The organism is Halobacillus litoralis, from assembly GCF_009856355.1.
GTDB classification, from domain to species: Bacteria; Bacillota; Bacilli; order Bacillales; family Halobacillaceae; genus Halobacillus; species Halobacillus litoralis_B.
In genome coordinates this window covers 1-21,749 of the sequence record NZ_WMEW01000017.1, presented here as the reverse complement: position 1 = coordinate 21,749, position 21,749 = coordinate 1, and the positions used below count along the sequence as shown (strand labels likewise).

General features: G+C 46.2%; 38 protein-coding genes and 1 rRNA gene. 37 read left to right on the top strand and 2 right to left on the bottom strand.

Annotated features, from left to right (window positions below):
- Positions 1–44: 44 nt before the first annotated feature.
- The 34 genes from rpsS to GLV97_RS17890 all read left to right on the top strand — a co-directional run bounded on the left by rpsS (position 45) and on the right by GLV97_RS17890 (position 18,696).
- Positions 45–323: a 30S ribosomal protein S19 gene (gene rpsS, locus GLV97_RS18055; RefSeq protein WP_027953419.1), complete on the top strand. Its 279-nt coding sequence runs from the start codon at positions 45–47 to the stop codon at positions 321–323.
- A 20-nt stretch (positions 324–343) separates the two neighbouring features.
- Positions 344–685, top strand: a complete 342-nt coding sequence (rplV, locus tag GLV97_RS18050; protein ID WP_027953418.1) for a 50S ribosomal protein L22 — start codon at positions 344–346, stop codon at positions 683–685.
- A gap of 3 nt (positions 686–688) precedes the next feature.
- A complete protein-coding gene (rpsC, locus tag GLV97_RS18045) occupies positions 689–1,330 on the top strand; it encodes a 30S ribosomal protein S3 (RefSeq protein ID WP_160839832.1) in 642 nt (213 codons plus the stop codon).
- Between the two features lie 18 nt (positions 1,331–1,348).
- On the top strand, positions 1,349–1,783 hold the full coding sequence (gene rplP / locus GLV97_RS18040) for a 50S ribosomal protein L16 (RefSeq protein ID WP_027953416.1): 435 nt from the start codon (positions 1,349–1,351) through the stop codon (positions 1,781–1,783).
- Complete coding sequence (gene rpmC / locus GLV97_RS18035) at positions 1,773–1,973, top strand: 50S ribosomal protein L29 (protein ID WP_027953415.1); 201 nt, start codon at positions 1,773–1,775, stop codon at positions 1,971–1,973. The genes rplP and rpmC overlap by 11 nt, the downstream gene beginning before the upstream one ends.
- A gap of 24 nt (positions 1,974–1,997) precedes the next feature.
- Positions 1,998–2,261: a 30S ribosomal protein S17 gene (gene rpsQ, locus GLV97_RS18030; protein ID WP_027953414.1), complete on the top strand. Its 264-nt coding sequence runs from the start codon at positions 1,998–2,000 to the stop codon at positions 2,259–2,261.
- Between the two features lie 42 nt (positions 2,262–2,303).
- Positions 2,304–2,672: a 50S ribosomal protein L14 gene (gene rplN / locus GLV97_RS18025; protein WP_027953413.1), complete on the top strand. Its 369-nt coding sequence runs from the start codon at positions 2,304–2,306 to the stop codon at positions 2,670–2,672.
- A gap of 40 nt (positions 2,673–2,712) precedes the next feature.
- Positions 2,713–3,024, top strand: a complete 312-nt coding sequence (gene rplX / locus GLV97_RS18020; RefSeq protein ID WP_027953412.1) for a 50S ribosomal protein L24 — start codon at positions 2,713–2,715, stop codon at positions 3,022–3,024.
- 26 nt (positions 3,025–3,050) lie between these two features.
- Positions 3,051–3,590 carry a 50S ribosomal protein L5 gene (rplE, locus tag GLV97_RS18015; RefSeq protein WP_160839831.1) on the top strand — a complete coding sequence of 180 codons (540 nt, stop codon included), beginning with the start codon at positions 3,051–3,053 and terminating at the stop codon, positions 3,588–3,590.
- Between the two features lie 26 nt (positions 3,591–3,616).
- A complete protein-coding gene (locus GLV97_RS18010) occupies positions 3,617–3,802 on the top strand; it encodes a type Z 30S ribosomal protein S14 (protein WP_027953410.1) in 186 nt (61 codons plus the stop codon).
- A gap of 30 nt (positions 3,803–3,832) precedes the next feature.
- Positions 3,833–4,231 (top strand): 30S ribosomal protein S8, encoded by a 399-nt coding sequence (rpsH, locus tag GLV97_RS18005; RefSeq protein WP_027953409.1) that lies wholly within the window; start codon positions 3,833–3,835, stop codon positions 4,229–4,231.
- Positions 4,232–4,261: 30 nt separating this feature from the next.
- Positions 4,262–4,798 (top strand): 50S ribosomal protein L6, encoded by a 537-nt coding sequence (gene rplF / locus GLV97_RS18000; protein WP_160839830.1) that lies wholly within the window; start codon positions 4,262–4,264, stop codon positions 4,796–4,798.
- Positions 4,799–4,833: 35 nt separating this feature from the next.
- Entirely contained in the window at positions 4,834–5,196 is a 363-nt protein-coding gene (gene rplR / locus GLV97_RS17995; protein WP_160839829.1) for a 50S ribosomal protein L18, read from the top strand.
- A gap of 20 nt (positions 5,197–5,216) precedes the next feature.
- Positions 5,217–5,717, top strand: coding sequence for a 30S ribosomal protein S5 (gene rpsE / locus GLV97_RS17990; RefSeq protein ID WP_027953406.1), 501 nt, complete (start codon positions 5,217–5,219; stop codon positions 5,715–5,717).
- 13 nt (positions 5,718–5,730) lie between these two features.
- Positions 5,731–5,913, top strand: coding sequence for a 50S ribosomal protein L30 (gene rpmD / locus GLV97_RS17985; RefSeq protein ID WP_027953405.1), 183 nt, complete (start codon positions 5,731–5,733; stop codon positions 5,911–5,913).
- A 30-nt stretch (positions 5,914–5,943) separates the two neighbouring features.
- Positions 5,944–6,384 carry a 50S ribosomal protein L15 gene (gene rplO, locus GLV97_RS17980; RefSeq protein ID WP_160839828.1) on the top strand — a complete coding sequence of 147 codons (441 nt, stop codon included), beginning with the start codon at positions 5,944–5,946 and terminating at the stop codon, positions 6,382–6,384.
- Complete coding sequence (secY, locus tag GLV97_RS17975; RefSeq protein WP_160839827.1) at positions 6,384–7,676, top strand: preprotein translocase subunit SecY; 1,293 nt, start codon at positions 6,384–6,386, stop codon at positions 7,674–7,676. The genes rplO and secY overlap by 1 nt, the downstream gene beginning before the upstream one ends.
- A 42-nt stretch (positions 7,677–7,718) precedes the next feature.
- A complete protein-coding gene (locus GLV97_RS17970; protein WP_160839826.1) occupies positions 7,719–8,372 on the top strand; it encodes an adenylate kinase in 654 nt (217 codons plus the stop codon).
- On the top strand, positions 8,369–9,115 hold the full coding sequence (gene map, locus GLV97_RS17965) for a type I methionyl aminopeptidase (RefSeq protein WP_160839825.1): 747 nt from the start codon (positions 8,369–8,371) through the stop codon (positions 9,113–9,115). Before GLV97_RS17970 ends, map begins: the two co-directional genes overlap by 4 nt.
- A 16-nt stretch (positions 9,116–9,131) precedes the next feature.
- On the top strand, positions 9,132–9,467 hold the full coding sequence (locus GLV97_RS17960; protein WP_160839824.1) for a KOW domain-containing RNA-binding protein: 336 nt from the start codon (positions 9,132–9,134) through the stop codon (positions 9,465–9,467).
- The gene (gene infA / locus GLV97_RS17955; protein ID WP_027953399.1) at positions 9,445–9,663 is read left to right on the top strand and encodes a translation initiation factor IF-1; all 219 of its coding nucleotides are present in this window, start codon (positions 9,445–9,447) and stop codon (positions 9,661–9,663) included. Before GLV97_RS17960 ends, infA begins: the two co-directional genes overlap by 23 nt.
- Before the next feature lie 28 nt (positions 9,664–9,691).
- The gene (gene rpmJ / locus GLV97_RS17950) at positions 9,692–9,805 is read left to right on the top strand and encodes a 50S ribosomal protein L36 (RefSeq protein ID WP_002509257.1); all 114 of its coding nucleotides are present in this window, start codon (positions 9,692–9,694) and stop codon (positions 9,803–9,805) included.
- A 24-nt stretch (positions 9,806–9,829) separates the two neighbouring features.
- Positions 9,830–10,195, top strand: a complete 366-nt coding sequence (rpsM, locus tag GLV97_RS17945; protein WP_160839823.1) for a 30S ribosomal protein S13 — start codon at positions 9,830–9,832, stop codon at positions 10,193–10,195.
- A 30-nt stretch (positions 10,196–10,225) separates the two neighbouring features.
- Positions 10,226–10,621 carry a 30S ribosomal protein S11 gene (gene rpsK, locus GLV97_RS17940; protein WP_027953397.1) on the top strand — a complete coding sequence of 132 codons (396 nt, stop codon included), beginning with the start codon at positions 10,226–10,228 and terminating at the stop codon, positions 10,619–10,621.
- A gap of 180 nt (positions 10,622–10,801) precedes the next feature.
- Positions 10,802–11,746: a DNA-directed RNA polymerase subunit alpha gene (locus GLV97_RS17935; protein ID WP_160839822.1), complete on the top strand. Its 945-nt coding sequence runs from the start codon at positions 10,802–10,804 to the stop codon at positions 11,744–11,746.
- A 42-nt stretch (positions 11,747–11,788) separates the two neighbouring features.
- Positions 11,789–12,148 carry a 50S ribosomal protein L17 gene (gene rplQ, locus GLV97_RS17930; protein ID WP_027953395.1) on the top strand — a complete coding sequence of 120 codons (360 nt, stop codon included), beginning with the start codon at positions 11,789–11,791 and terminating at the stop codon, positions 12,146–12,148.
- A 182-nt stretch (positions 12,149–12,330) separates the two neighbouring features.
- On the top strand, positions 12,331–13,170 hold the full coding sequence (locus tag GLV97_RS17925; protein WP_160839821.1) for an energy-coupling factor ABC transporter ATP-binding protein: 840 nt from the start codon (positions 12,331–12,333) through the stop codon (positions 13,168–13,170).
- Positions 13,146–14,015: an energy-coupling factor ABC transporter ATP-binding protein gene (locus tag GLV97_RS17920; RefSeq protein WP_160890268.1), complete on the top strand. Its 870-nt coding sequence runs from the start codon at positions 13,146–13,148 to the stop codon at positions 14,013–14,015. The genes GLV97_RS17925 and GLV97_RS17920 overlap by 25 nt, the downstream gene beginning before the upstream one ends.
- Positions 14,008–14,805 (top strand): energy-coupling factor transporter transmembrane component T family protein, encoded by a 798-nt coding sequence (locus GLV97_RS17915; RefSeq protein ID WP_160839819.1) that lies wholly within the window; start codon positions 14,008–14,010, stop codon positions 14,803–14,805. The genes GLV97_RS17920 and GLV97_RS17915 overlap by 8 nt, the downstream gene beginning before the upstream one ends.
- 15 nt (positions 14,806–14,820) lie before the next feature.
- The gene (gene truA, locus GLV97_RS17910) at positions 14,821–15,561 is read left to right on the top strand and encodes a tRNA pseudouridine(38-40) synthase TruA (protein ID WP_160839818.1); all 741 of its coding nucleotides are present in this window, start codon (positions 14,821–14,823) and stop codon (positions 15,559–15,561) included.
- Between the two features lie 226 nt (positions 15,562–15,787).
- Entirely contained in the window at positions 15,788–16,225 is a 438-nt protein-coding gene (gene rplM / locus GLV97_RS17905) for a 50S ribosomal protein L13 (protein ID WP_027953390.1), read from the top strand.
- 17 nt (positions 16,226–16,242) lie between these two features.
- A complete protein-coding gene (gene rpsI / locus GLV97_RS17900; RefSeq protein WP_027953389.1) occupies positions 16,243–16,635 on the top strand; it encodes a 30S ribosomal protein S9 in 393 nt (130 codons plus the stop codon).
- Between the two features lie 208 nt (positions 16,636–16,843).
- Positions 16,844–17,572, top strand: a complete 729-nt coding sequence (gene cwlD / locus GLV97_RS17895; RefSeq protein WP_160839817.1) for an N-acetylmuramoyl-L-alanine amidase CwlD — start codon at positions 16,844–16,846, stop codon at positions 17,570–17,572.
- Positions 17,573–17,646: 74 nt separating this feature from the next.
- Positions 17,647–18,696, top strand: a complete 1,050-nt coding sequence (locus tag GLV97_RS17890; RefSeq protein WP_160890267.1) for an Mrp/NBP35 family ATP-binding protein — start codon at positions 17,647–17,649, stop codon at positions 18,694–18,696.
- Positions 18,697–18,741: 45 nt separating this feature from the next.
- Here the strand turns inward: GLV97_RS17890 and gerD are convergent, their stop codons facing one another.
- Positions 18,742–19,377 (bottom strand): spore germination lipoprotein GerD, encoded by a 636-nt coding sequence (gerD, locus tag GLV97_RS17885; RefSeq protein WP_160839815.1) that lies wholly within the window; start codon positions 19,375–19,377, stop codon positions 18,742–18,744.
- 138 nt (positions 19,378–19,515) lie between these two features.
- Between gerD and GLV97_RS17880 the strand changes: the two genes are divergently transcribed.
- The gene (locus GLV97_RS17880) at positions 19,516–20,121 is read left to right on the top strand and encodes a KinB-signaling pathway activation protein (RefSeq protein ID WP_160842419.1); all 606 of its coding nucleotides are present in this window, start codon (positions 19,516–19,518) and stop codon (positions 20,119–20,121) included.
- A gap of 27 nt (positions 20,122–20,148) precedes the next feature.
- Here the strand turns inward: GLV97_RS17880 and GLV97_RS17875 are convergent, their stop codons facing one another.
- Positions 20,149–20,907, bottom strand: a complete 759-nt coding sequence (locus tag GLV97_RS17875) for a polysaccharide deacetylase family protein (protein ID WP_160890266.1) — start codon at positions 20,905–20,907, stop codon at positions 20,149–20,151.
- A 119-nt stretch (positions 20,908–21,026) separates the two neighbouring features.
- On the opposite strand from GLV97_RS17875, the gene GLV97_RS17870 reads away from it, so the two are divergent.
- The gene (locus tag GLV97_RS17870) at positions 21,027–21,248 is read left to right on the top strand and encodes a hypothetical protein (protein ID WP_160839812.1); all 222 of its coding nucleotides are present in this window, start codon (positions 21,027–21,029) and stop codon (positions 21,246–21,248) included.
- 412 nt (positions 21,249–21,660) lie between these two features.
- Positions 21,661–21,749: ribosomal RNA gene (locus GLV97_RS17865) — 16S ribosomal RNA — on the top strand; the annotation flags it as partial.

The following is a 21,749-nucleotide window of genomic DNA, read 5'->3' as shown; positions in this document are numbered from 1 at the left end:
CGGGCAGTAGGACCCGTCTCTCAATCGCGAAGGGAGGTTTATTCATGGGCCGCAGCCTGAAAAAAGGACCTTTTGTAGATGATCATTTGATGAAGAAAATCGAGAAGCTTAATGAAGATAGCAAACAGCAGGTCGTGAAGACTTGGTCTCGTCGTTCAACTATCTTCCCTAACTTCGTAGGACACACAATTGCCGTTTATGATGGTCGTAAACACGTACCTGTCTATGTTACTGAAGACATGGTAGGTCATAAACTAGGTGAATTCGCGCCAACCCGTACGTTCAAGGGACACTCTGGCGATGACAAGAAAACAAAACGCTAATATAGAGAGGAGGCACTCTAATGCAAGCTAAAGCAGTTGCTAAAACCGTTCGTATCGCTCCTCGTAAAGCTCGTCTTGTAATTGATTTAATTCGAGGAAAAAATGTGGGTGAAGCTCTAGCTACACTTCGCCTGAAAAACCGCGGCGCTTCTCCAGTAGTTGAGAAACTTCTTAACTCTGCGATCGCCAACGCTGAACACAATTATGAAATGGATCCGGAAAACCTATATGTTTCCGAAGCGTTTGTAAACGAAGGCGTAACTCTTAAACGTTTCCGTCCTCGTGCAATGGGCCGCGCAAGCCAGATCAACAAACGCACAAGCCACATCACTGTGGTCGTATCAGAAAAAAAGGAGGGATAATCAGTGGGTCAAAAAATTAATCCGGTAGGTCTTCGTATCGGCGTTATCCGTGACTGGGAGTCCAAGTGGTACGCTGGTAAAGACTACGCAGACTTGTTACATGAAGACATTAAGATTCGTGAATATGTTGAAAATCGTCTTAAAGATGCTGCTCTTTCCACGGTCGAAATCGAACGCGCAGCAAACCGTGTAAACATTACTGTGCACACAGCTAAGCCAGGAATGGTTATCGGTAAAGGCGGTTCTGAAGTCGAAGCACTTCGTAAAGCTCTAAACCAGCTCACTGGTAAACGAGTTCACATCAACATCGTTGAAGTGAAGAAACCAGATCTTGACGCTACACTTGTAGCTGACAATATCGCACGTCAATTGGAAAACCGTGTATCTTTCCGTCGTGCTCAGAAACAAACACTACAACGCGCAATGCGTGCAGGAGCTAAAGGGATCCGTACCCAGGTATCTGGTCGTCTAGGTGGCGCAGATATCGCTCGTGCTGAATACTACAGTGAAGGAACTGTACCACTTCATACACTTCGTGCAGACATCGATTACGGTACTGCAGAAGCAGACACCACTTACGGTAAGCTTGGTGTTAAAGTGTGGATCTATCGTGGTGAAATCCTTCCAACAAAAACTGATAAATAAGGAAGGGGGAACAGCATTATGTTAATGCCTAAACGTGTTAAATATCGTCGTCAACACCGTACAAGCTTGAAGGGCCGTGCTAAAGGCGGTACTGAAGTTGCATTCGGTGAATATGGTTTGCAAGCTATCGATCCAGCTTGGATCACAGCCCGTCAGATCGAGGCAGCGCGTATCGCGATGACTCGTTACATGAAGCGTGGCGGTAAAGTTTGGATCAAAATCTTCCCTGATAAGCCTTATACTGCTAAGCCCCTAGAAGTACGTATGGGTTCCGGTAAAGGTGCTCCAGAAGGTTTCGTAGCAGTTGTGAAACCAGGGAAAATTATGTTTGAGATCGCAGGAGTTTCTGAAGAGGTAGCCCGCGAAGCACTTCGTCTTGCTTCCCACAAACTTCCGATCCGTACGAAGTTCGTAAAACGTGAAGAAATTGGTGGTGAAATCAATGAAGGCTAATGAGATCCGTGAATTAACCACTGCCGAAATTGAACAAAAAGTTAAGTCTCTTAAAGAGGAACTTTTCAACCTACGCTTCCAATTGGCAACAGGTCAACTTGAGAACACTGCACGTATCCGTCAAGTTCGCAAGTCCATCGCCCGTATGAAGACTGTTGCTCGTGAACGTGAGCTAGGCGTAAATAACTAATAGATGAGAGGAGGTCACCCTCACATGACTGAACGTAATAATCGTAAGGTTTATACCGGCCGTGTTGTTTCTGACAAAATGGACAAAACAATCACTGTTATGGTAGAAACTTATAAGTTCCACAAACTTTATGGCAAACGCGTAAAGTATTCCAAAAAGTTCAAAGCACATGACGAAAACAACCAGGCGAAAAACGGCGACATCGTGCGCATCATGGAAACTCGTCCATTGTCCGCATCCAAGCGTTTCCGTCTTCTAGAAGTTGTTGAAGAGTCTGTTATTATCTAAATAAAGTTCGCTCGGAGATGATCCGAAGGGAGGTTACATGGTATGATTCAACAGGAATCTCGTCTGAAAGTTGCAGACAACTCTGGTGCACGTGAAATCCAAACGATCAAAGTCTTGGGTGGATCCGGCCGTAAAACAGCTAACATTGGTGATATCATCACTGCTACTGTGAAACAGGCAACACCAGGAGGCGTTGTTAAAAAAGGTGAAGTAGTTAAAGCTGTTATCGTACGTTCTAAGAGCGGTATGCGCCGTAAAGATGGTTCTTATATCCGTTTCGACGAAAACGCAGCAGTAATCGTTCGTGATGACAAAGGACCACGCGGTACTCGTATCTTCGGACCGGTAGCTCGTGAACTTCGTGATGCTAAATTCATGAAGATTGTATCTCTAGCTCCAGAAGTATTATAAAAGCCTGAATGAAATGCCTTGTTAAGGAGGTGCGCGAAGAATGCACGTAAAAAAAGGTGACAAAGTAATGGTCATTAGCGGTAAGGATAAAGGCAAGCAGGGGACTATCCTTGAAGCTTATCCAAAGAAAGATCGTGTTCTTGTTGAAGGCGTGAACGAAGTGAAAAAGCACGCGAAGCCGTCTCAAGAAAACCCGCAGGGTGGTATCTTGACTCAAGAAGCTGCGATCCACGTATCAAACGTTATGCCGATTGATCCTAAGACCGGCGAACCGACTCGTGTTGGTTACAAAGTCGAAGACGATAAGAAAGTTCGTATCGCGAAAAAATCCGGTGAAGCGCTGGACAAATAACCCATAGATGAAAGGAGGGCCACACGATGAACGAACTAAAGAAACAATATAAAGAAGAAGTTGTTCCATCTCTGATGAACAAATTTGAATATGAGTCCATCATGCAGACACCAAAAGTTGAGAAGATTGTTGTCAACATGGGTGTAGGTGATGCTGTTCAAAACGCGAAAGCACTTGATACAGCTGTTGAAGAACTAACAATGATTACTGGTCAGAAACCAGTGATTACGAAGGCTAAGAAATCAATCGCAGGCTTCCGTCTACGTGAAGGTATGCCGATCGGTGCGAAAGTAACCCTTCGCGGAGAGCGTATGTACCAATTCCTACAAAAGCTGATCGCCGTATCACTACCACGTGTGCGTGACTTCCGTGGTATTTCTAAGAAAGCTTTTGATGGTCGTGGAAACTACACTCTTGGTGTTAAAGAGCAATTGATTTTCCCAGAAATCGATTACGATAAAGTAAACAAAGTGCGCGGAATGGATATTGTTATTGTCACATCTGCTGACTCTGACGAAGAAGCGCGTGAACTATTAGCTCAATTCGGCATGCCGTTCCAAAAATAATGAGCTGACATTAAGGAGGGAAAATAGTGGCTAAAAAATCAATGGTCGCGAAGCAACAGCGTAAACAGAAGTACGAAGTACGCGAATACACTCGTTGTGAACGCTGCGGACGTCCGCACTCCGTACTACGTAAGTTTAAGCTTTGCCGTATTTGTTTCCGTGAACTTGCATACAAAGGACAAATCCCTGGTGTCAAAAAAGCCAGCTGGTAAACCCGTAACAGGGAAGGAGGTAAAAGAGTTATGACAATGACAGATCCAATTGCAGATATGCTGACTCGTATCCGTAATGCGAACATGGTTCGCCACGAGAAGCTTGAACTTCCAGCTTCCAATGTGAAAAAAGAAATCGCTGATATTCTTAAGCGTGAAGGTTTCGTACGTGACTACGAATTTGTAGAAGACAACAAACAGGGTGTTCTTCGCATCTTCCTTAAGTACGGCCAAAACAACGAGCGCGTAATCACTGGCGTGAAACGTATCAGTAAGCCAGGTCTACGTGTGTATGCGAACTCCGAAGAGCTTCCTAAAGTTCTTAACGGACTTGGTATCGCCGTTGTATCCACTTCAAAAGGTGTCCTAACAGATAAAGAAGCTCGTGAACAAGCCATCGGCGGCGAAGTTCTAGCTTACGTCTGGTAATAAAACGAACAAGACAGGAGGTGCAAAAATATGTCTCGCGTAGGATTAAAAACTCTTGAAATTCCTGAAGGTGTAGAAATCATCCAGGATAACAAAACGATTACAGTGAAAGGTCCAAAAGGGGAACTGACTCGTACGTTCCACGAGGACATCACTGTTACAGTTGAAGATAACGTTCTATCTGTATCGCGTCCAAGCGACCACAAAGAGCACCGCGCTCTTCACGGTACAACACGCAGCCTGATCGGCAACATGGTTGAAGGTGTATCTAAAGGTTTCGAGAAGAACCTTGAAATCATCGGTGTCGGTTACCGTGCTCAGAAGCAGGGCGAAACAGTTGTTGTGAACGCTGGTTATTCCCACCCTGTAGAAATCGAAAAGCGCGAAGGAATCGAAATCGAAGTTCCTTCCAACACAAAAGTTACTGTTAAAGGTATCGACAAGGAACTCGTTGGTGCTGTTGCTGCTAACATCCGTGCTATCCGTCCTCCAGAGCCTTATAAAGGCAAAGGAATTCGTTACGAAGGCGAACGTGTACGCAGTAAAGAAGGTAAAACAGCTAAATAAGGTTCTAAGGTAACGTATAGAAAGGAGTGACCAAGATGATCACGAAGGCAGATAAAAATGTCGTACGTAAGAAGCGCCACGCCCGCGTTCGTAAAAATGTTGTCGGCACAGCTGAACGCCCACGCTTGAACGTATACCGCTCTAACAACCACATCTATGCTCAACTCATCAATGATGAGAGCCAGGTAACAGTAGCAAGTGCATCTACTGTAGATAAAGGTTTTGACCTTGACCAGACTGGTAACGTGGAAGCTGCTAAGAAAGTCGGCGAAATGGTAGCACAACGCGCAATCGATAACGGCTATAAAGTTGTTGTATTCGACCGCGGAGGTTACTTGTATCACGGCCGTGTGAAAGCACTAGCTGAAGCAGCCCGCGAAACCGGACTTGAATTTTAATAGTTAAAGGAGGGACACAAATGAATTTAAACATCGACCCTAACAAACTTGATCTTGAAGAACGCGTAGTCACTATCAACCGTGTAGCGAAAGTAGTTAAAGGTGGACGCCGTTTCCGTTTTGCTGCGCTTGTTGTAGTTGGAGATAAAAATGGTCATGTAGGCTTCGGTACAGGGAAAGCCCAGGAAGTACCGGAAGCGATCAAAAAAGCCATTGATGATGCTAAGAAAAATCTAATCACAGTACCAGTGAAGAACACGACGATTCCACACGAAATCAACGGACGTTTTGGTGCAGGTAACATTCTTATGAAACCGGCAGCAGAAGGTACTGGAGTTATCGCTGGTGGACCTGTCCGTGCGGTACTTGAGCTTGCAGGTGTTCAAGACATTCTATCTAAGTCTCTTGGTTCTAACACGCCAATCAACATGGTACGTGCTACACTCACTGGACTTAGCGAGCTTAAGCGCGCAGAAGACGTTGCAAGACTTCGCGGTAAGTCTGTACAAGAACTAGGATAAGGAGGGAAATAAAATGGCTAATCAGTTAGAAATTACCCTCACGCGCAGCGTTATTGGTAGACCACAAGATCAGCGTGCTACGGTCAAGGCTCTTGGTCTTAACAAGATCCGACAAACTGTCGTAGTTGAAGATAACCCGGCGATCCGAGGTATGGCTAATAAGGTGTCTCACCTAGTTACGATTAAAGAAGTTTAATAGAAGATAAGTAATAAGGAGGTGCAACGCATGAAACTGCATGAACTTAAATCGGCTAAAGGTACTCGTAAAGAGCGCAACCGTGTAGGCCGTGGTATGGCTTCTGGTAATGGTAAAACATCCGGACGTGGACACAAAGGTCAAGGTCAGCGTTCCGGCAGCAAAACACGCCCAGGTTTCGAGGGTGGACAGATGCCACTATTCCAGCGCCTGCCTAAGCGTGGTTTTACAAACATTCACCGTAAAGAGTTCGCGATCGTTAACCTTGATGCCCTGAACCGTTTCGAAGAAGGTACAGAGGTTACTCCTGAGCTTCTACTTGAATCCGGCGTGGTAAGTAACCAAAAAGCAGGAATCAAAGTATTGGCTAAAGGTTCTATCGAGAAGAAACTTACAGTGAAAGCTCACAAGTTCTCTGCTTCCGCAAAAGAAGCAATTGAAGCGGCGGGCGGTCAAACTGAGGTGATTTAATGTTCCGGACAATCTCCAATTTTATGCGCGTGGGTGATATTCGACGGAAAATCATTTTCACTTTGCTGATGCTCGTTGTGTTCCGCCTGGGAACCTTCATCCCGGTGCCTTTCACAAATAGAGACGCCATCACATTCATGGACGAACAGAACGCATTTGGTTTTCTGAATACGTTCGGAGGCGGGGCATTACAGAACTTCTCCATCTTTGCTATGGGGATCATGCCCTATATTACTGCCTCCATCATCATGCAGCTGCTGCAGATGGATGTAGTCCCGAAGTTTGCTGAATGGAAACAGCAGGGTGAAGTTGGCCGTCGAAAATTAGCTCAGTTTACCCGCTACGGAACTATTGTTCTCGCTTTCGTTCAAGCCATTGGTATGTCCATTGGTTTTAACGCTCTGGCAGGAGGTCAATTGATCTCGGATCCTGGTGTTACCAAGTTCTTAGTCATTGCGCTTGTGCTGACAGGCGGAACAGCTTTTCTAATGTGGCTTGGCGAGCAAATCACTGCACATGGCGTAGGGAATGGTATTTCTATACTAATCTTCGCAGGTATCGTTGCTGCGATTCCTAATGGTGTGAATCAGTTGTATGATCAGTACATCTCCGGTGCAGGAGAGGAATTGTTCATCAACCTGGTGATCATTGCGTTGATAGCACTAGTCATCGTTGCGGTCGTGGTTGGAGTTATCTTCATCCAGCAGGCCCTTCGTAAAATTCCAATCCAGTATGCGAAGCGTTTGGTGAATCGTTCCCCTGTAGGCGGACATTCCACACACCTTCCACTCAAAGTGAATGCTGCAGGAGTTATCCCGGTCATCTTTGCGATATCCTTTATTATCGCTCCGAGAACCGTCGCCGGCTTCTTTGAAGACAGCGAAGTAGCTTCTGTTATCCAGTATATCTTTGATTACCAGAACTGGCCTGGAATGATTATCTATGTTGCGTTAATTATTGCCTTCACGTATTTCTACACATTTGTTCAGGTCAATCCGGAGCAGATGGCAGAAAACCTGAAGAAGCAGGGCGGTTACATTCCAGGGATTCGTCCCGGGGCCAATACCGAAACGTATCTGACCCGAGTTATGTACCGATTAACCTTTGTAGGATCCATTTTCCTTGCAGCTGTCTCTATCCTTCCAATCATTCTTGGTTCGCTGGCGCAACTGCCGCCGACGGTCCAAATTGGAGGAACAAGCCTGCTCATCGTTGTAGGGGTTGCCCTTGAAATGATGAAACAGCTTGAAAGTCAGCTTGTAAAACGCCACTATAAAGGATTCATTAAATAATAAACATCCTGCTAATGAATAAATGAGAGCGAGGGGAAGACGTTGAATTTAATCCTAATGGGTCTCCCTGGTGCCGGAAAAGGTACTCAGGCAGAGAAAATAGTCGAAAAATATGACATCCCTCATATCTCAACTGGAGATATGTTCCGTTTAGCTATCAAAGAAGGAACATCCCTTGGCCAAGAGGCCAAATCATATATGGACAAAGGCGAGCTCGTTCCGGATGAAGTTACCATCGGGATTGTTCGCGAGCGTCTAAGTAAGCCGGATTGTCAGAAAGGCTTTCTGCTGGATGGTTTCCCTAGAACCATTGCCCAGGCAGAAGCCCTTCACAACCTTCTGGCTGATATGGAACGTTCACTGGACTATGTTCTGCATATTGATGTTCCAAAAGAGAAGCTTATCGAGCGTCTTACTGGACGACGCATCTGCCCGACCTGCGGTGCTACGTACCACGTTGTATTCAACCCTCCTAAAGAGGACGGGGTCTGCGATAACGATGGTTCAGCATTGACTCAGCGGGAGGACGATCAGCCTGAAACCGTTAAGAAACGCCTCGAGGTCAACGTAGAACAGCAGCAGCCGCTTCTTGATTTCTATCAGGATCAAGGCTATCTGGTCTCCTTCGAAGGTGATAAAGACATCAATGAAGTATTTGTTGACATTGATCAAAAGCTTGGAGCACTAGCTGAATGATTATATGTAAGACTCCGCGGGAATTAGATATTATGCGTGAAGCAGGACGCATCGTCGCCCTGACGCACCAAAAGATGAAAGAAAACATTCGTCCGGGTATAACAACTGGAGAATTGGATAAGATTGCTGATAAATTCATACGCAGTATGGATGCAATCCCTTCTTTTAAAGGTTATAATGGATTCCGTGGCAGTATCTGTGCATCTGTCAATGAAGAACTTGTTCATGGTATTCCTGGAGACAGGGTCCTGAACGATGGTGATATTATCAGTATCGATATTGGGGCAAAATATAAAGGCTATCACGGTGATTCGGCCTGGACGTATCCGGTCGGCACTGTTGATGAGGGCACATTGGAGCTGCTGAGAGTTACAGAGCAGTCATTGTTCAAAGGACTTGATGAAGCAAAACCAGGTGAACGCCTTTCAAATATATCGCATGCCATCCAAAGCTATGTGGAGCCTGAAGGCTTCTCCATAGTAAGGGAATATGTCGGTCACGGCGTTGGTCAGGAACTTCATGAGGATCCACAAATCCCTCATTACGGACCTCCCAACAAAGGCCCCCGATTAAAACCTGGAATGGTATTAGCTGTGGAACCAATGATCAATGCAGGTTCACGTTATGTGAAAACGCTGGGTGATCAGTGGACGGTTGTCACGCAGGATGGAAAGATGTGCGCACATTTTGAGCACACCATTGCGATTACGGATGAGGGTTACGAAATATTAACAAAATCCTAAATGAAGGTGATCGTTTTTGAACGAATCTGAGTCGAGTCCGCGAATAGGTCAAATTGTTCGTATTGTGCAGGGGCGTGAGGCAGGACAGTACGCAGTGGTGATCGGTGTGCTGGATGGCCGCTTTGTGCTGCTTGCCGACGGAGAGAAACGTAAGTATGATCGACCAAAGAAAAAGAATTTGCAGCACGTTGAGCTTATGGATTTCGTCTCTCCGGAAGTCCAGGACAGCCTTCTGGAAACTGGTCGGGTCACAAATGGCAAGCTTCGATTTGCCGTATCAAAATATGTCAATGAAGCAGTGACTGATTTGAAGAAGGGAGATCAACTCGATGGCGAAAGACGATGTAATTGAAGTAGAAGGGACCGTCGTTGAAACCTTACCGAACGCTCAGTTCAAGGTTGAACTTGAAAACGGTCATACCGTTCTTGCTCATGTTTCCGGTAAAATTCGCATGCACTTCATCCGAATCTTACCTGGGGACAAAGTAACGGTAGAACTTTCTCCTTATGATTTGACAAAAGGACGTATCACGTACCGTTATAAATAAAACTCCGATCTTAAAGGAGGTATGGATGATGAAGGTAAGGCCTTCTGTAAAACCAATTTGCGAAAAATGCAAAGTCATCAAACGTAAAGGTAAAGTCATGGTTATCTGTGAAAACCCTAAGCATAAACAAAAACAAGGTTAATCTTAAAGGAGGTGCACGTAACTTATGGCACGTATTGCAGGTGTAGATATTCCCCGCGATAAGCGCGTGGTTGTTTCATTAACTTATGTCTTCGGTATCGGTAAATCCCTTGCTGCAGACATCCTGGCTGATGCTGGCGTATCTGAGAGTACCCGCGTTCGCGATCTTACTGAAGACGAACTGGCTAAGATCCGTCAAGCTGTTGAAAAGCACAACGTAGAGGGTGACCTTCGTCGTGAGAACTCTCTAAACATCAAACGTCTGATTGAAATCGGTTCTTACCGTGGAATCCGTCACCGTCGTGGTCTTCCACTTCGCGGACAAAAGACGAAGAACAACTCCCGTACACGTAAAGGTCCACGTCGTACAGTAGCTAACAAACGTAAATAATAAACAATACAAAGGAGGTAAACTCATCCTATGGCACGTAAAGGAAACACTCGCAGTCGTAAACGCCGCGTGAAAAAGAATATAGAGACGGGTATGGCTCATATCCGTTCTACATTCAACAACACAATCGTAACGATCACTGATGTCCAAGGTAACGTAATCAGCTGGAGCAGTGCAGGTTCTCTTGGTTTCAAAGGTTCCCGTAAATCTACTCCATTCGCTGCACAAATGGCTTCTGAAGCAGCAGCGAAAGATGCTATGGACAACGGCATGAAAACTCTTGAAGTTACAGTTAAAGGTCCTGGTGCAGGTCGTGAAGCTGCGATCCGTTCACTACAGGCAGCAGGTCTTGACATTACGGCAATCCGTGACGTAACTCCAGTACCACACAATGGTTGCCGCCCACCAAAACGTCGTCGCGTATAATAAGTTCTGAATAGAATTTGTCACCCTGTCTATAATGGGTTATGATAGCTTTTAAATCAGTACCGCAGTAGACAGAGCCATAAAGCAGTTATCTTATATCGGGACTGCCTACCTGAGGAATTTCGGTTAGACCTGTCGTCTAACCGGGGTTTCGACGTTTTGAAGGAGGGTTTTGAGTAAATGATCGAAATTGAAAAGCCAAAGATTGAAACGGTCGAGATCAGCGATGAGTCTACTTTTGGTAAGTTCGTCGTAGAACCGCTAGAACGTGGGTATGGTACAACTCTAGGGAACTCCTTGCGTCGTATCCTATTATCCTCTCTTCCCGGATCTGCTGTCACTTCTGTTCAAATTGACGGTGTTCTTCATGAATTTTCTACTATTGAAGGTGTCGTTGAGGACGTAACAACTGTCATTTTGAACCTAAAGAAACTCGCTTTGAAAGTGTATTCTGACGAAGAGAAGACTTTAGAAATTGATGTGCAGGGTGAAGGTAAGGTTACCGCGGCTGATATTACGCATGATAGTGACGTTGAAGTATTAAATCCAGATCTTCATATCGCCACACTCGACAGCAATTCCAGCTTCCGTGCTCGCATTACAGCAGAACGCGGTCGAGGATATCGTCCGGCTGAAGGAAATAACCATGAGGATCTACCCATCGGCGTGATTCCCGTAGACTCTATCTTCACACCGGTTTCCCGTGTGACATATCAAGTAGAGAATACTCGAATCGGTCAAACATCTAATTATGACAAACTTACATTGGATGTTTGGACGGATGGCAGCATCCGTCCAGAAGAGGCGATCTCTCTTGGCGCTAAAATTTATATGGAGCACCTCAACATTTTCGTCGGCCTGACTGATGAAGCTCAAAAAGCTGAAATCATGGTTGAGAAAGAAGAGGACCAAAAAGAAAAAGTTCTTGAAATGACGATCGAGGAACTTGACCTTTCTGTTCGTTCCTACAACTGCTTGAAGCGCGCAGGTATTAACACTGTGCAGGAACTTGCCAACAAGTCTGAAGAAGACATGATGAAGGTTCGTAACCTTGGCCGCAAGTCACTTGAAGAAGTGAAGCACAAGCTGGACGAACTAGGTCTTGGACTAAGAAAAGACGATTGATAGAACACATCTAAGAGATTCCAGTTAAGGGAGGGATTATCAATGGCTAGAAAACTAGGACGTACTACGGATCAGCGTATGGCTTTGCTTCGCGGCTTGGCTACTGATTTGATCGTACACGAACGTTTGGAAACAACAGAAGCTAAAGCGAAAGAGCTTAAGTCTGTTGTAGAAAAAATGATTACACTAGGTAAGCGCGGCGATCTTCATGCCCGTCGTCAAGCGGAAGCATTCCTATACAATGCACAAGCTGATGAAGAGGGAGAGCAGACTGCACTGCAGAAACTATTCTCTGACATCGGCCCACGCTACGAGGACCGTCAAGGTGGTTACACTCGCGTATTGAAGCTTGGCGAGCGTAAAGGTGATGGAGCTAAAATGGCAATCATCGAACTAGTATAATGATTACCATCGGGGTAAAAGGGCAGGAGTGAATCTCATTATGAGGTTACATCCAGCCCTTTTTTTATACCTTTTTACTCCAGCGGGATTACCTCCCGTTATAAAGGGGGAAATTCACTTTATAACGGGAAATGGTGTCATATTTCCCGGGAAATTGTCAGCTGAGCAGAGGAGGAACATAGATGGGAGAGAGACAAGTGGAGTTCCGGAACGTATCTTTTCGATATCAGGAGGATATGCCCTGGGTATTGAAAAATGTAAGCTTTACGATCGGTCCGGATGAATGGGTGGCTGTCATCGGTCATAATGGCTCGGGTAAGTCGACCATAGCTAAATTAATGAATGGACTGCTGTTTCCTCAGGAAGGGGAAGTCCTGGTTGATGGCATGCCTGTCAACGAAGAAACCATCTGGGATGTAAGAAAACAGGTCGGCATGGTCTTTCAAAATCCGGACAACCAGTTTGTCGGGACCACGGTGAAGGATGATGTCGCTTTTGGTATGGAGAATCACGGCATGCCCAGGGCACTGATGATCGAAAGAATCAAAGAGAGTCTGTCGGCCGTAGGAATGGCTGATTATGAACAGCAGGAACCCCACCGTCTGTCGGGCGGACAGAAGCAGCGGGTGGCCATTGCGAGCGTTCTTGCCGTGTCACCGAAATTCATCATTCTTGATGAGGCTACTGCCATGCTTGACCCGAAAGGGCGGAAGGAAATTATGAACACGGTCCGTCACGTTCAGGAAGAACGGGACCTGTCCCTGATCACCATCACTCACGATCTCCATGAGGTCACTCAGTCTTCCCGGGTGATTGTCATGAATAAAGGTGAGGTTTGGATGCAGGGCTCACCTAGAGACGTATTTTCCAAAAAAGAACACTTACAAGAAATTGGCTTGGATACTCCGTTTGTTAGTAAATTGGCCGATCACCTGAAAGCAGAAGGTGTGCCGCTTAACCGTGAGCCATTGAATCACCAGGAGTTGTTGGAGGAATTATGGACATCACGTTCGACCATGTAAGTTACACCTATCAGCCGAATACACCATTTGAACACAGAGCTCTGGACGACTTGTCCTTTTCGATCCACTCGGGTTCTTTCGTGGCGGTCATCGGTCATACCGGATCAGGCAAGTCTACATTGATTCAGCACTTGAACGGTCTGCTTCAGCCGACAGAGGGACAGGTGCAGGTAGGTCCCTATGCGATGAAGGCCGGAGAGAAAAACAAGCAGCTGATGAAGCTGCGTGAAAACGTCGGGGTCGTATTTCAGTACCCTGAGCACCAGTTGTTTGAAGAAACCGTAGAGAAAGATATTGCTTTTGGTCCACAGAACTTCGGTGTGGAGTCGGAGGAGATCAAGCGCCGGACGAAGGAAGCTGTCCAGGCGGTAAAACTCCCGGAGGAACTATTGGAACGCTCTCCCTTTGATTTAAGTGGAGGTCAGATGCGCCGGGTGGCGATATCCGGGGTGCTCGCTATGAATCCGGAGGTGCTTGTTCTGGATGAACCGACCGCCGGGCTTGACCCCAACGGACGTAAAGAGATTATGGATATGTTTTATGATCTGCATCATAAAAAGGGGCTTACAACCGTTCTTGTGACCCATAGTATGGAGGATGCCCTCGCTTATGCCGATCACATCATCATCATGAACAACGGGAAGATCTACAGGGAAGGAAGCCCGCTGGACATCTTCAAACAGCAGCAGGCACTGGAAGATGTGCAGCTGGATGTGCCTGAAGTTGTTTCCTTTTTGAAAAGGGCCCGGGATTTCGGACTTGCTCTGGAATACGAAGGCCAGACGATAGCGGAGTTAGCAAAGGAAATAGCCCTGAAAGTGAAAGGGGGCGGCGATCGTGAGTAGTTCACTGATTATCGGTCAGTATATTCCATCCGATTCTGTCATCCACCGTTTGGATCCCCGCTCCAAAATCGCTGTCATCTTTTTTTATGTCGTGATCGTCTTTTTTGCTAACTCTGTTATGAGCTATGGGGTGCTCGCGTTATTCGCATTGACCAGCGCTCTTTTATCAAAGGTTCCATTGACTTATATTATGAAAGGGTTGAAGCCGGTCTGGTTCCTGGTGATCTTCACGTTCCTGCTCCACTTGTTTGTAACAAGAGAAGGAGAAGTGGCGTTCCGGCTGTTTGGCTGGGCGGTCTATGAGGAAGGGCTGGTTCAGGGGGCGGCGATTTCCCTGAGGTTCTTCCTTTTGATTCTCGTTACTTCTCTGCTTACGTTAACAACAACGCCGATTGAGATTACGGACGCGATCGAAGAACTGCTGGGCCCCTTAAAAAAAGTGAAGTTCCCTGTACATGAACTGGCGCTTATGATGTCGATCTCCCTCCGCTTCATTCCGACGCTGATGCAGGAGACAGAGAAAATATCGAAAGCACAGGCTTCCAGAGGCGTGGACTTCCGCACAGGCGCTTTTAAAGACCGTGTGAAGGCAGTTGTGCCATTACTGGTCCCTTTGTTTGTCAGTGCCTTTAAACGCGCTGAGGAGCTCGCTATGGCGATGGAGGCGCGTGGCTATCAGGGAGGCGAAGGAAGGACGAAGTTGAGAGAGTTAAAACTGGAACGGAGGGACTGGCTGCTGTATGCGGTTTTCATTCTGCTGGCAGCGGCTCTCTTCCTGACCCGTCAATGATCGGAGGTGCTGTTCATGAATCGGATACGTATGATCATCGCATACGATGGCACCCGTTATGCCGGTTATCAGGTCCAGCCGAACGGTAACACCGTCCAGGCGGAGCTGGAGAAGGCTTTGAAAAAGATTCATAAAGGAAGTCCCGTAAAGGTGACAGCTTCCGGTAGAACGGACGCCCGTGTCCATGCGGTCGGCCAGGTCATCCACTTTGATACGCCGCTTGAAATCCCGCTCAGTAATTGGAAGCGGGCGCTGAATTCAATGCTTCCGGATGATATCCAGGTGAAGCAAGCCGATCAGCCGGCTGACGGCTTTCATGCCCGGTATGATACAACGGGCAAGGAATACCGGTATTTTGTGAGAAACCACCCGGATCCGGATTTGTTCCGCCGTCACTATACCTCTCACGTCAAAGCCCCTCTCAATGTCGCAGCTATGAAACAGGCGTGCGCCTATATTGAAGGGGAACATGATTTTACGTCGTTCTGCTCCCCGAAGACAGATATCAAGGGGAGCAAGGTGCGTACGATTTTTAAAGCGGATGTAGAAAGCAGCGGAGAAGAAGTGATGTTCACCTTTAAAGGGTCCGGTTTCTTATACAATATGGTCAGAATTCTCGTCGGCACACTGCTTGAAGTCGGAAAAGGAGAGCGGACCCCGGAGGATATCCCCGGGATTCTTGAAGCCCGCTCCCGTGAATCAGCGGGGAGGACGGCGCCTCCTCAGGGGTTATTCCTCTGGAAGGTTGATTACTGACGGGGATTGACTTCTTTCCAGTCATTGGATCCTTTTTCTCAGGAAAAAAACAACGAATCCAGGTGTGCATTCCCTTGACACATGAATATAGAGTGTTATATTATATTCTATGGCATTTTATTTCTGTACCACGGTTAGCCCCGGAAAACTAATCGTACTTTGAGATAAATGATAAAGCAGTTAATCAGTCTATGTGATAATAAAACATTTCAGGAGGGAAACCGATATGCGCACAACTTTCATGGCAAATGAAAACAACGTTGAACGTAAATGGTATGTTGTGGATGCTGCAGGGCAGACACTCGGCCGTTTAGCGAGCGAAGTTGCTGCGATCCTTCGCGGTAAGAACAAACCAACATACACACCACACGTTGACACTGGTGACCACGTCATCATCATCAATGCTGGTGAGATCGAACTAACAGGTAACAAAATCAACGATAAGGTATACTATCGTCACTCCAACCACCCTGGTGGTCTGAAGTCCCGTACGGCTAACGAAATGCGTACGAAATATCCAGAGCAGATGCTTGAACTTGCTGTTAAAGGCATGCTTCCAAAAGGAAGTCTTGGACGTAAAATGGGCAAGAAACTTCATGTATATGCTGGATCTGAGCACAAGCATGAAGCACAACAACCAGAAGTTTACGAACTTCGCGGATAATTAAAGGAGGTAATCTAGTGGCACAAGTACAATACTCCGGTACTGGTCGTCGTAAGAGCTCAACAGCTCGTGTACGTCTTGTTCCAGGAACTGGTCGTGTAGTAGTTAACAAACGTGATGCTGAAGACTTTTTCCCATATGAAACCCTTCGTATGATTCTTAAGCAGCCTCTTGCTGTAACAGAAACGGAAGGTAACTATGATGTTTACGTAAACGTAGACGGCGGTGGATTCACAGGACAAGCAGGAGCAATCCGTCACGGTATCGCCCGTGCATTGCTTAAAGCTGACCCAGAATACCGTACACCACTTAAACGCGCAGGTCTATTGACTCGTGACGCACGTATGAAAGAGCGTAAGAAATACGGTCTTAAAGGTGCTCGTCGCGCGCCACAATTCTCCAAGCGTTAAGTTTTGGACGATCCGAAAGACTCTCAACCAGATGGTTGGGAGTCTTTTTTTATTCCTCTGATGCAGTTTCCACAGCCTGAACAAAGGGGTGTTTCCATCTTCCTGGACGTTCAGCTTTAAGGTCGGTGTTCAGGTTGTACTGCTCATATTCCCGACTCCTGTCCCATATAAATGGAGTCAGGGGAAGTACAAGGGAGTGTGAGCGATTGTGAGTCGACGATTGAAGACCTTTTTTTGGCTGGCTGGTGTTATTGTCCTTGTGTGCATGGTTTCCTATCCGATACAGGAAGTGAAGGATGCGTGGACGGTTTGGTCATCGCCGCTGTCCGGAAAAGTTATCGTCCTTGATCCCGGCCATGGAGGACCGGACGGAGGAGCCATCGGTGGAGATGGGACAGAGGAAAAAGTCATTACCTTGAAGATGGCGGAATACCTGCAGGATTATCTCCAGCAGGCAGGAGCTCTTGTATATATGACCAGGTACGAAGATGCTGATCTCGCTTCAGAGGGAACGTCCGGGCTTTCCAGGAGAAAGTCGGAAGATATAAGCAATCGTGTGAAATTCATAGAAGAAAAAGAAGCGGACTTATATTTGAGCCTGCACTTAAATGCCATCCCATCTGGTAAATGGAGCGGGGCACAGACCTTTTACTATCCGGAGAGTGAGGAGAGTGAATACCTCGCCAAGTTTATCCAGGCTGAGATACAAACCAATATGGGCAATACGAAGCGCGAGGCTCTGGGGCTCAGCAATATCTATATCCTGAAGCATGCGGAGGCACCGGGGGCTCTGGTAGAAGCTGGGTTTTTATCCAATGACCGTGAACGCGAATTATTGAAATCCGAGGATTATCAAAGGCAGATGGCAGCTTCGATCTATCAAGGCGTGCTGCGATATGTAACTGAACGGGAATTCCCTGATGAAAATGGATCTTGAGCAAATCACTTAGAAAGCGTTTCATGTATGTTATACTACAGGAAACGATCATATTCTAAGGATGGTGAACCGGCTTGTTAACACAAGAGAAAGTACTAGAAATCCTGAACCCTATTCAAGATCCATTTTTACATAGAACGCTGGAAGAAACCGGTGGAGTGGAAGAAGTGAAAATTAAGGAGGAGAAAAACCACGTCAGTGTGAAAATCCTGATAGGAAAGACGAACACGGCAGAGCAGATGGAACTGCAGCAGACGATCGTCAATGCCCTGAAAAGCGGCGGAGCGGCTACAGTAGGTCTTCGCTTCGATCAACTCTCTGATGATGTCGTTCAGAAATTCCAGCCAGCTCAGGAATCAGAGGATGCTTCTTTGCTGAGCGGAAATACGAAGACGAAATTTATTTCCATCGCCAGTGGTAAGGGCGGTGTTGGTAAATCCACCGTAACTGTAAACCTTGCTGTTGCGTTAACGCGTCTGGGTAAGAAGGTTGGAATTATCGATGCGGATATTTATGGTTTCAGCGTGCCGGATATGATGGGCGTGGAAGAACGCCCGGTCGTCCGTGGAGAAAAAATCATTCCGGTTGAACGCTTTGGCGTCAAAGTTGTATCTATGGGCTTCTTTGTTGAAGATAACTCTCCGATCATCTGGCGTGGACCGATGCTTGGGAAAATGCTGACAAGCTTCTTTAAGGAAGTGGAGTGGGGAGATCTTGACTATCTTCTTCTTGACCTGCCTCCGGGTACGGGAGACGTAGCCCTGGACGTACATTCCATGCTTCCTTCTTCCAAAGAGATCATCGTAACGACGCCGCACCCGACAGCTGCTTTCGTAGCGGCTCGTGCCGGACAGATGGCTATTAAGACAGAGCATGAAATCCTTGGTGTTGTGGAGAACATGGCTTACTTTGAAAGTAAAGAAACAGGAAACAAAGAGTTTATCTTCGGCCGTGGGGGCGGTGTGAAACTTGCGGACACACTCCAAACTGCCGTTCTTGGACACGTTCCCTTGCAGCAGCCTTATGAAGAAGAAGAGGTCTTTGCTCCTTCTGTTTATCAGGCCGACCACCCGATCGGTGTCATTTATCGGAATATGGCCGCTAAAGTGATCGATAAATATTAATAAAAACCACGCGTCCCGAAAAGGGGCGCGTGATTTTTTATGGGGTTAACCGCTTTGGCCTTGTTCGCTGCCACTTTCAGACTGACTTCCGCCGCTCTGCTGGCCGCTTTCCTCGGATTGTTCACTCTGTTCCCCGCTGCTCATTTCCTCTGCTGCTTTTAACAGCGTTTCTGTCATCTTAGCTTGGAAGACAGGACTATTTAATGTTTCCTCAATCGTGGTCTCCAAGTGGGCCTTAAACTTCTGCCCCTGCATAACAGTAACCATTTGTTCCATCATTTCGGGGTTTTTATAAAGTTCAATCATCAACTTCTGATATTCTGCATCCTTCATGAGTCCCTTCATCAGCTCTTTCTGCTGATCCTCCAGAACTTTGCTGAATTCCTGGACAAACGTGGGGTCGGAAAAAAGCTTACTCCAGAAAGCTTTGCCTTCTTCAGATATCAACGTCTGCTGTACAGCCTGGGAGACAACTTCGGACTCAAGGGCCATGGACTGCTGCATTTCCTCATCGGAGAGAACTTCAGTCATCGCCTTTTTTCCATCGTCGGATTTAAGGATATCAACCATCATTTTCTTGGTGGTATCATAGTCCGCCTGTTCACTTGCTCCTGATGAACCATTACAAGCGGCCAGGAAAACAAGAATGAGAACGGGCAGCAATATACGGAGTCTGGACATTATTGCATGTCCCCTTTCTTATGTTCTCCATACACTTACTATTCGCGTTTCGACAAATTTTATGCGTTCGGAGGCAAAGAAGCAGGCTTCATGATAAAATACGGGAAGAAAGTTTTTGTACATATAGGGGGAGCGCTTGTGAACAGTCGTAAGTGGGTTCAATTATTCTTATCAACGTTATGGATCGGCGGCGGGGTCACCCTGGCAGCCAGTTTCTTTTTTAAGTTTGATTCGTATGCCGAGTTTTGGCAGCCCTTTCAATTGTTTCAACTTTTCGGTCTGCTTTTATTCTTTGCAGGTATGGGTTTCATATTCAGCATTATCAGTCAGATGGGCTTCTTCGCTTATCTGACCGTCAACCAATTTGGGAAAGGTCTGTTCCGTTCCGCCTGGACACCGGTTCAGCTGTTTTTAATCGCTTTTACGCTTTTCGATCTGGTTTATTTTCGTTATCAGGCTTCTGAGGATGGTTCATCTGTATGGGGATATATCGTGACAGCGGCTGTTCTGTTGGTGTTGTCGCTTATTATCGCTTACATAAAAGCAAAGGAAACGAATGCTCATGCGTTTCTTCCGGCTCTTTTCTTCATGGTGGTGGTCACAACGGTTGAATGGGTGCCGGCGCTTAGAGCTGTCGGAAGTGACTACGTATGGCTGATGATCATTCCCTTGTTCATCTGCAATGCCTACCAGCTTCTTCTGCTCCACCGTCTTACAGGACAGGACCATACTGAAAAAGCTTAAAAAACCGCCGTATACGGCGGTTTTTTATTATTGGATTTGACTTGTTTTGGCTTCCCCTCCGCTGGCTAATTCGGTAATACTGACGAAGGTAAGTCCTTTCTGCTTCAGGCCCGGAAGAATCACTTCAAGAGCTTTAGGGGTCTGTTTCACCGAATCCGAAGCGTGCATCACAATGATATCGCCTTTTGAGCTTTCATTTAATACAGCATCAATGATGGTATTCGTGCCTGGATTTTCCCAGTCCCGTGGATTCAGACTCCATTGGACAGCCTGCATGCCGTTTTGTTCTATGGTTTTCAGAACATCCTTATTCATATGACCGTGCGGGGGACGTATCCATTGGATATCATCAAGGCCCAGCTTGGCAAAAGCCTCATCTGCTTTTTTTAAATCCCCGGCTACTTGGTTCGGTTCTTTTTCAAGGTAGCTTTCGTACGTGTAGCCCATCATCCCGATTTCATGTTTTCCTTCCTGGATGGTTTTGACGATATCCGGGTGTCTTTCCGCCCATTCCCCGCTTAGGAAAAACGTGGCCTGTACTTGGTGGGCTTCCAGCTGTTTTAACACTTCATTGACTTTGTCCGTTCCCCAGCTGATGTTAAAGGTAAGCGCGATATGATCCTGATCGCCGCTCCCCTGTATAAGAGCACGCGGTTCCCCGTTATTGGAAAAAGCGGGCAGCTGCTCCCAACGGCCGATCCACAGGGCCAGAGCACAAAATAAAGCAAGGAGAGCGACAATGCCGTAACGCTTGAGTCTTTCGGTTTTCCACGTGTAAAAGCTCATGGATCGACTTCCTTTCCTACCAATATGTTCTATACATATGAAATAGCGGACAACCTATGCTAAAAACAATGAAATTAGGGTAGAAATAAATAGAGCTGTTTATCAGGGAGGTACTTCAGATGCATGGGTTAATTATTAATGAACAGGAGCGCCGTGAGATAGAGTACTTGTTAAAGCGGGAAATGGAGGAAATCACTTTTGATCTGGGTGATCCCCGGATTGATCAAGGAATGAAGAAGGCCATGGAAGAACGGTATGAAGTCCTTTTTCAGATCTTCCGCCGTTTTGCTGCAAGGGAAGAATGCCTGCAGTATATGCCCAGGAAAAAGAAGCAGAATTAGCAGATCGAAAAATCCTGTCATCCGAACAGGATTTTTTTATTAGAAAAAAGCAAAAAAGTATTGCATATGTTTTAAATCCTGTGCTATATTATTAAACGTTGTCGGGAAACAAAACGACTTACTAACCAATTCAAATTTGAATTTAAAAAAGTTGTTGACACTGCTTCTCAGACATGGTAAATTAGTATTTGTCGCCAAAACGACAGCCGAACACTTGATCAAATTAATTTAAAAAGTTGTTGACAAGAAAAACAACACATGTTAAGATGATTAAGTCGCTGTTTTCAAACGGCAGACAACATTTGATCTTTGAAAACTGAACGAACCAACCAGTACGTCAAAACATTTCTTCTTTAATGAAGGAATTTGAAACAAAGCACATTCGGTGTGCAGATGAGCAAGTCAAACTACTTTTATGGAGAGTTTGATCCTGGCTCAGGACGAACGCTGGCGGCGTGCCTAATACATGCAAGTCGAGCGCGGGAAGCGAGTGGATCCCTT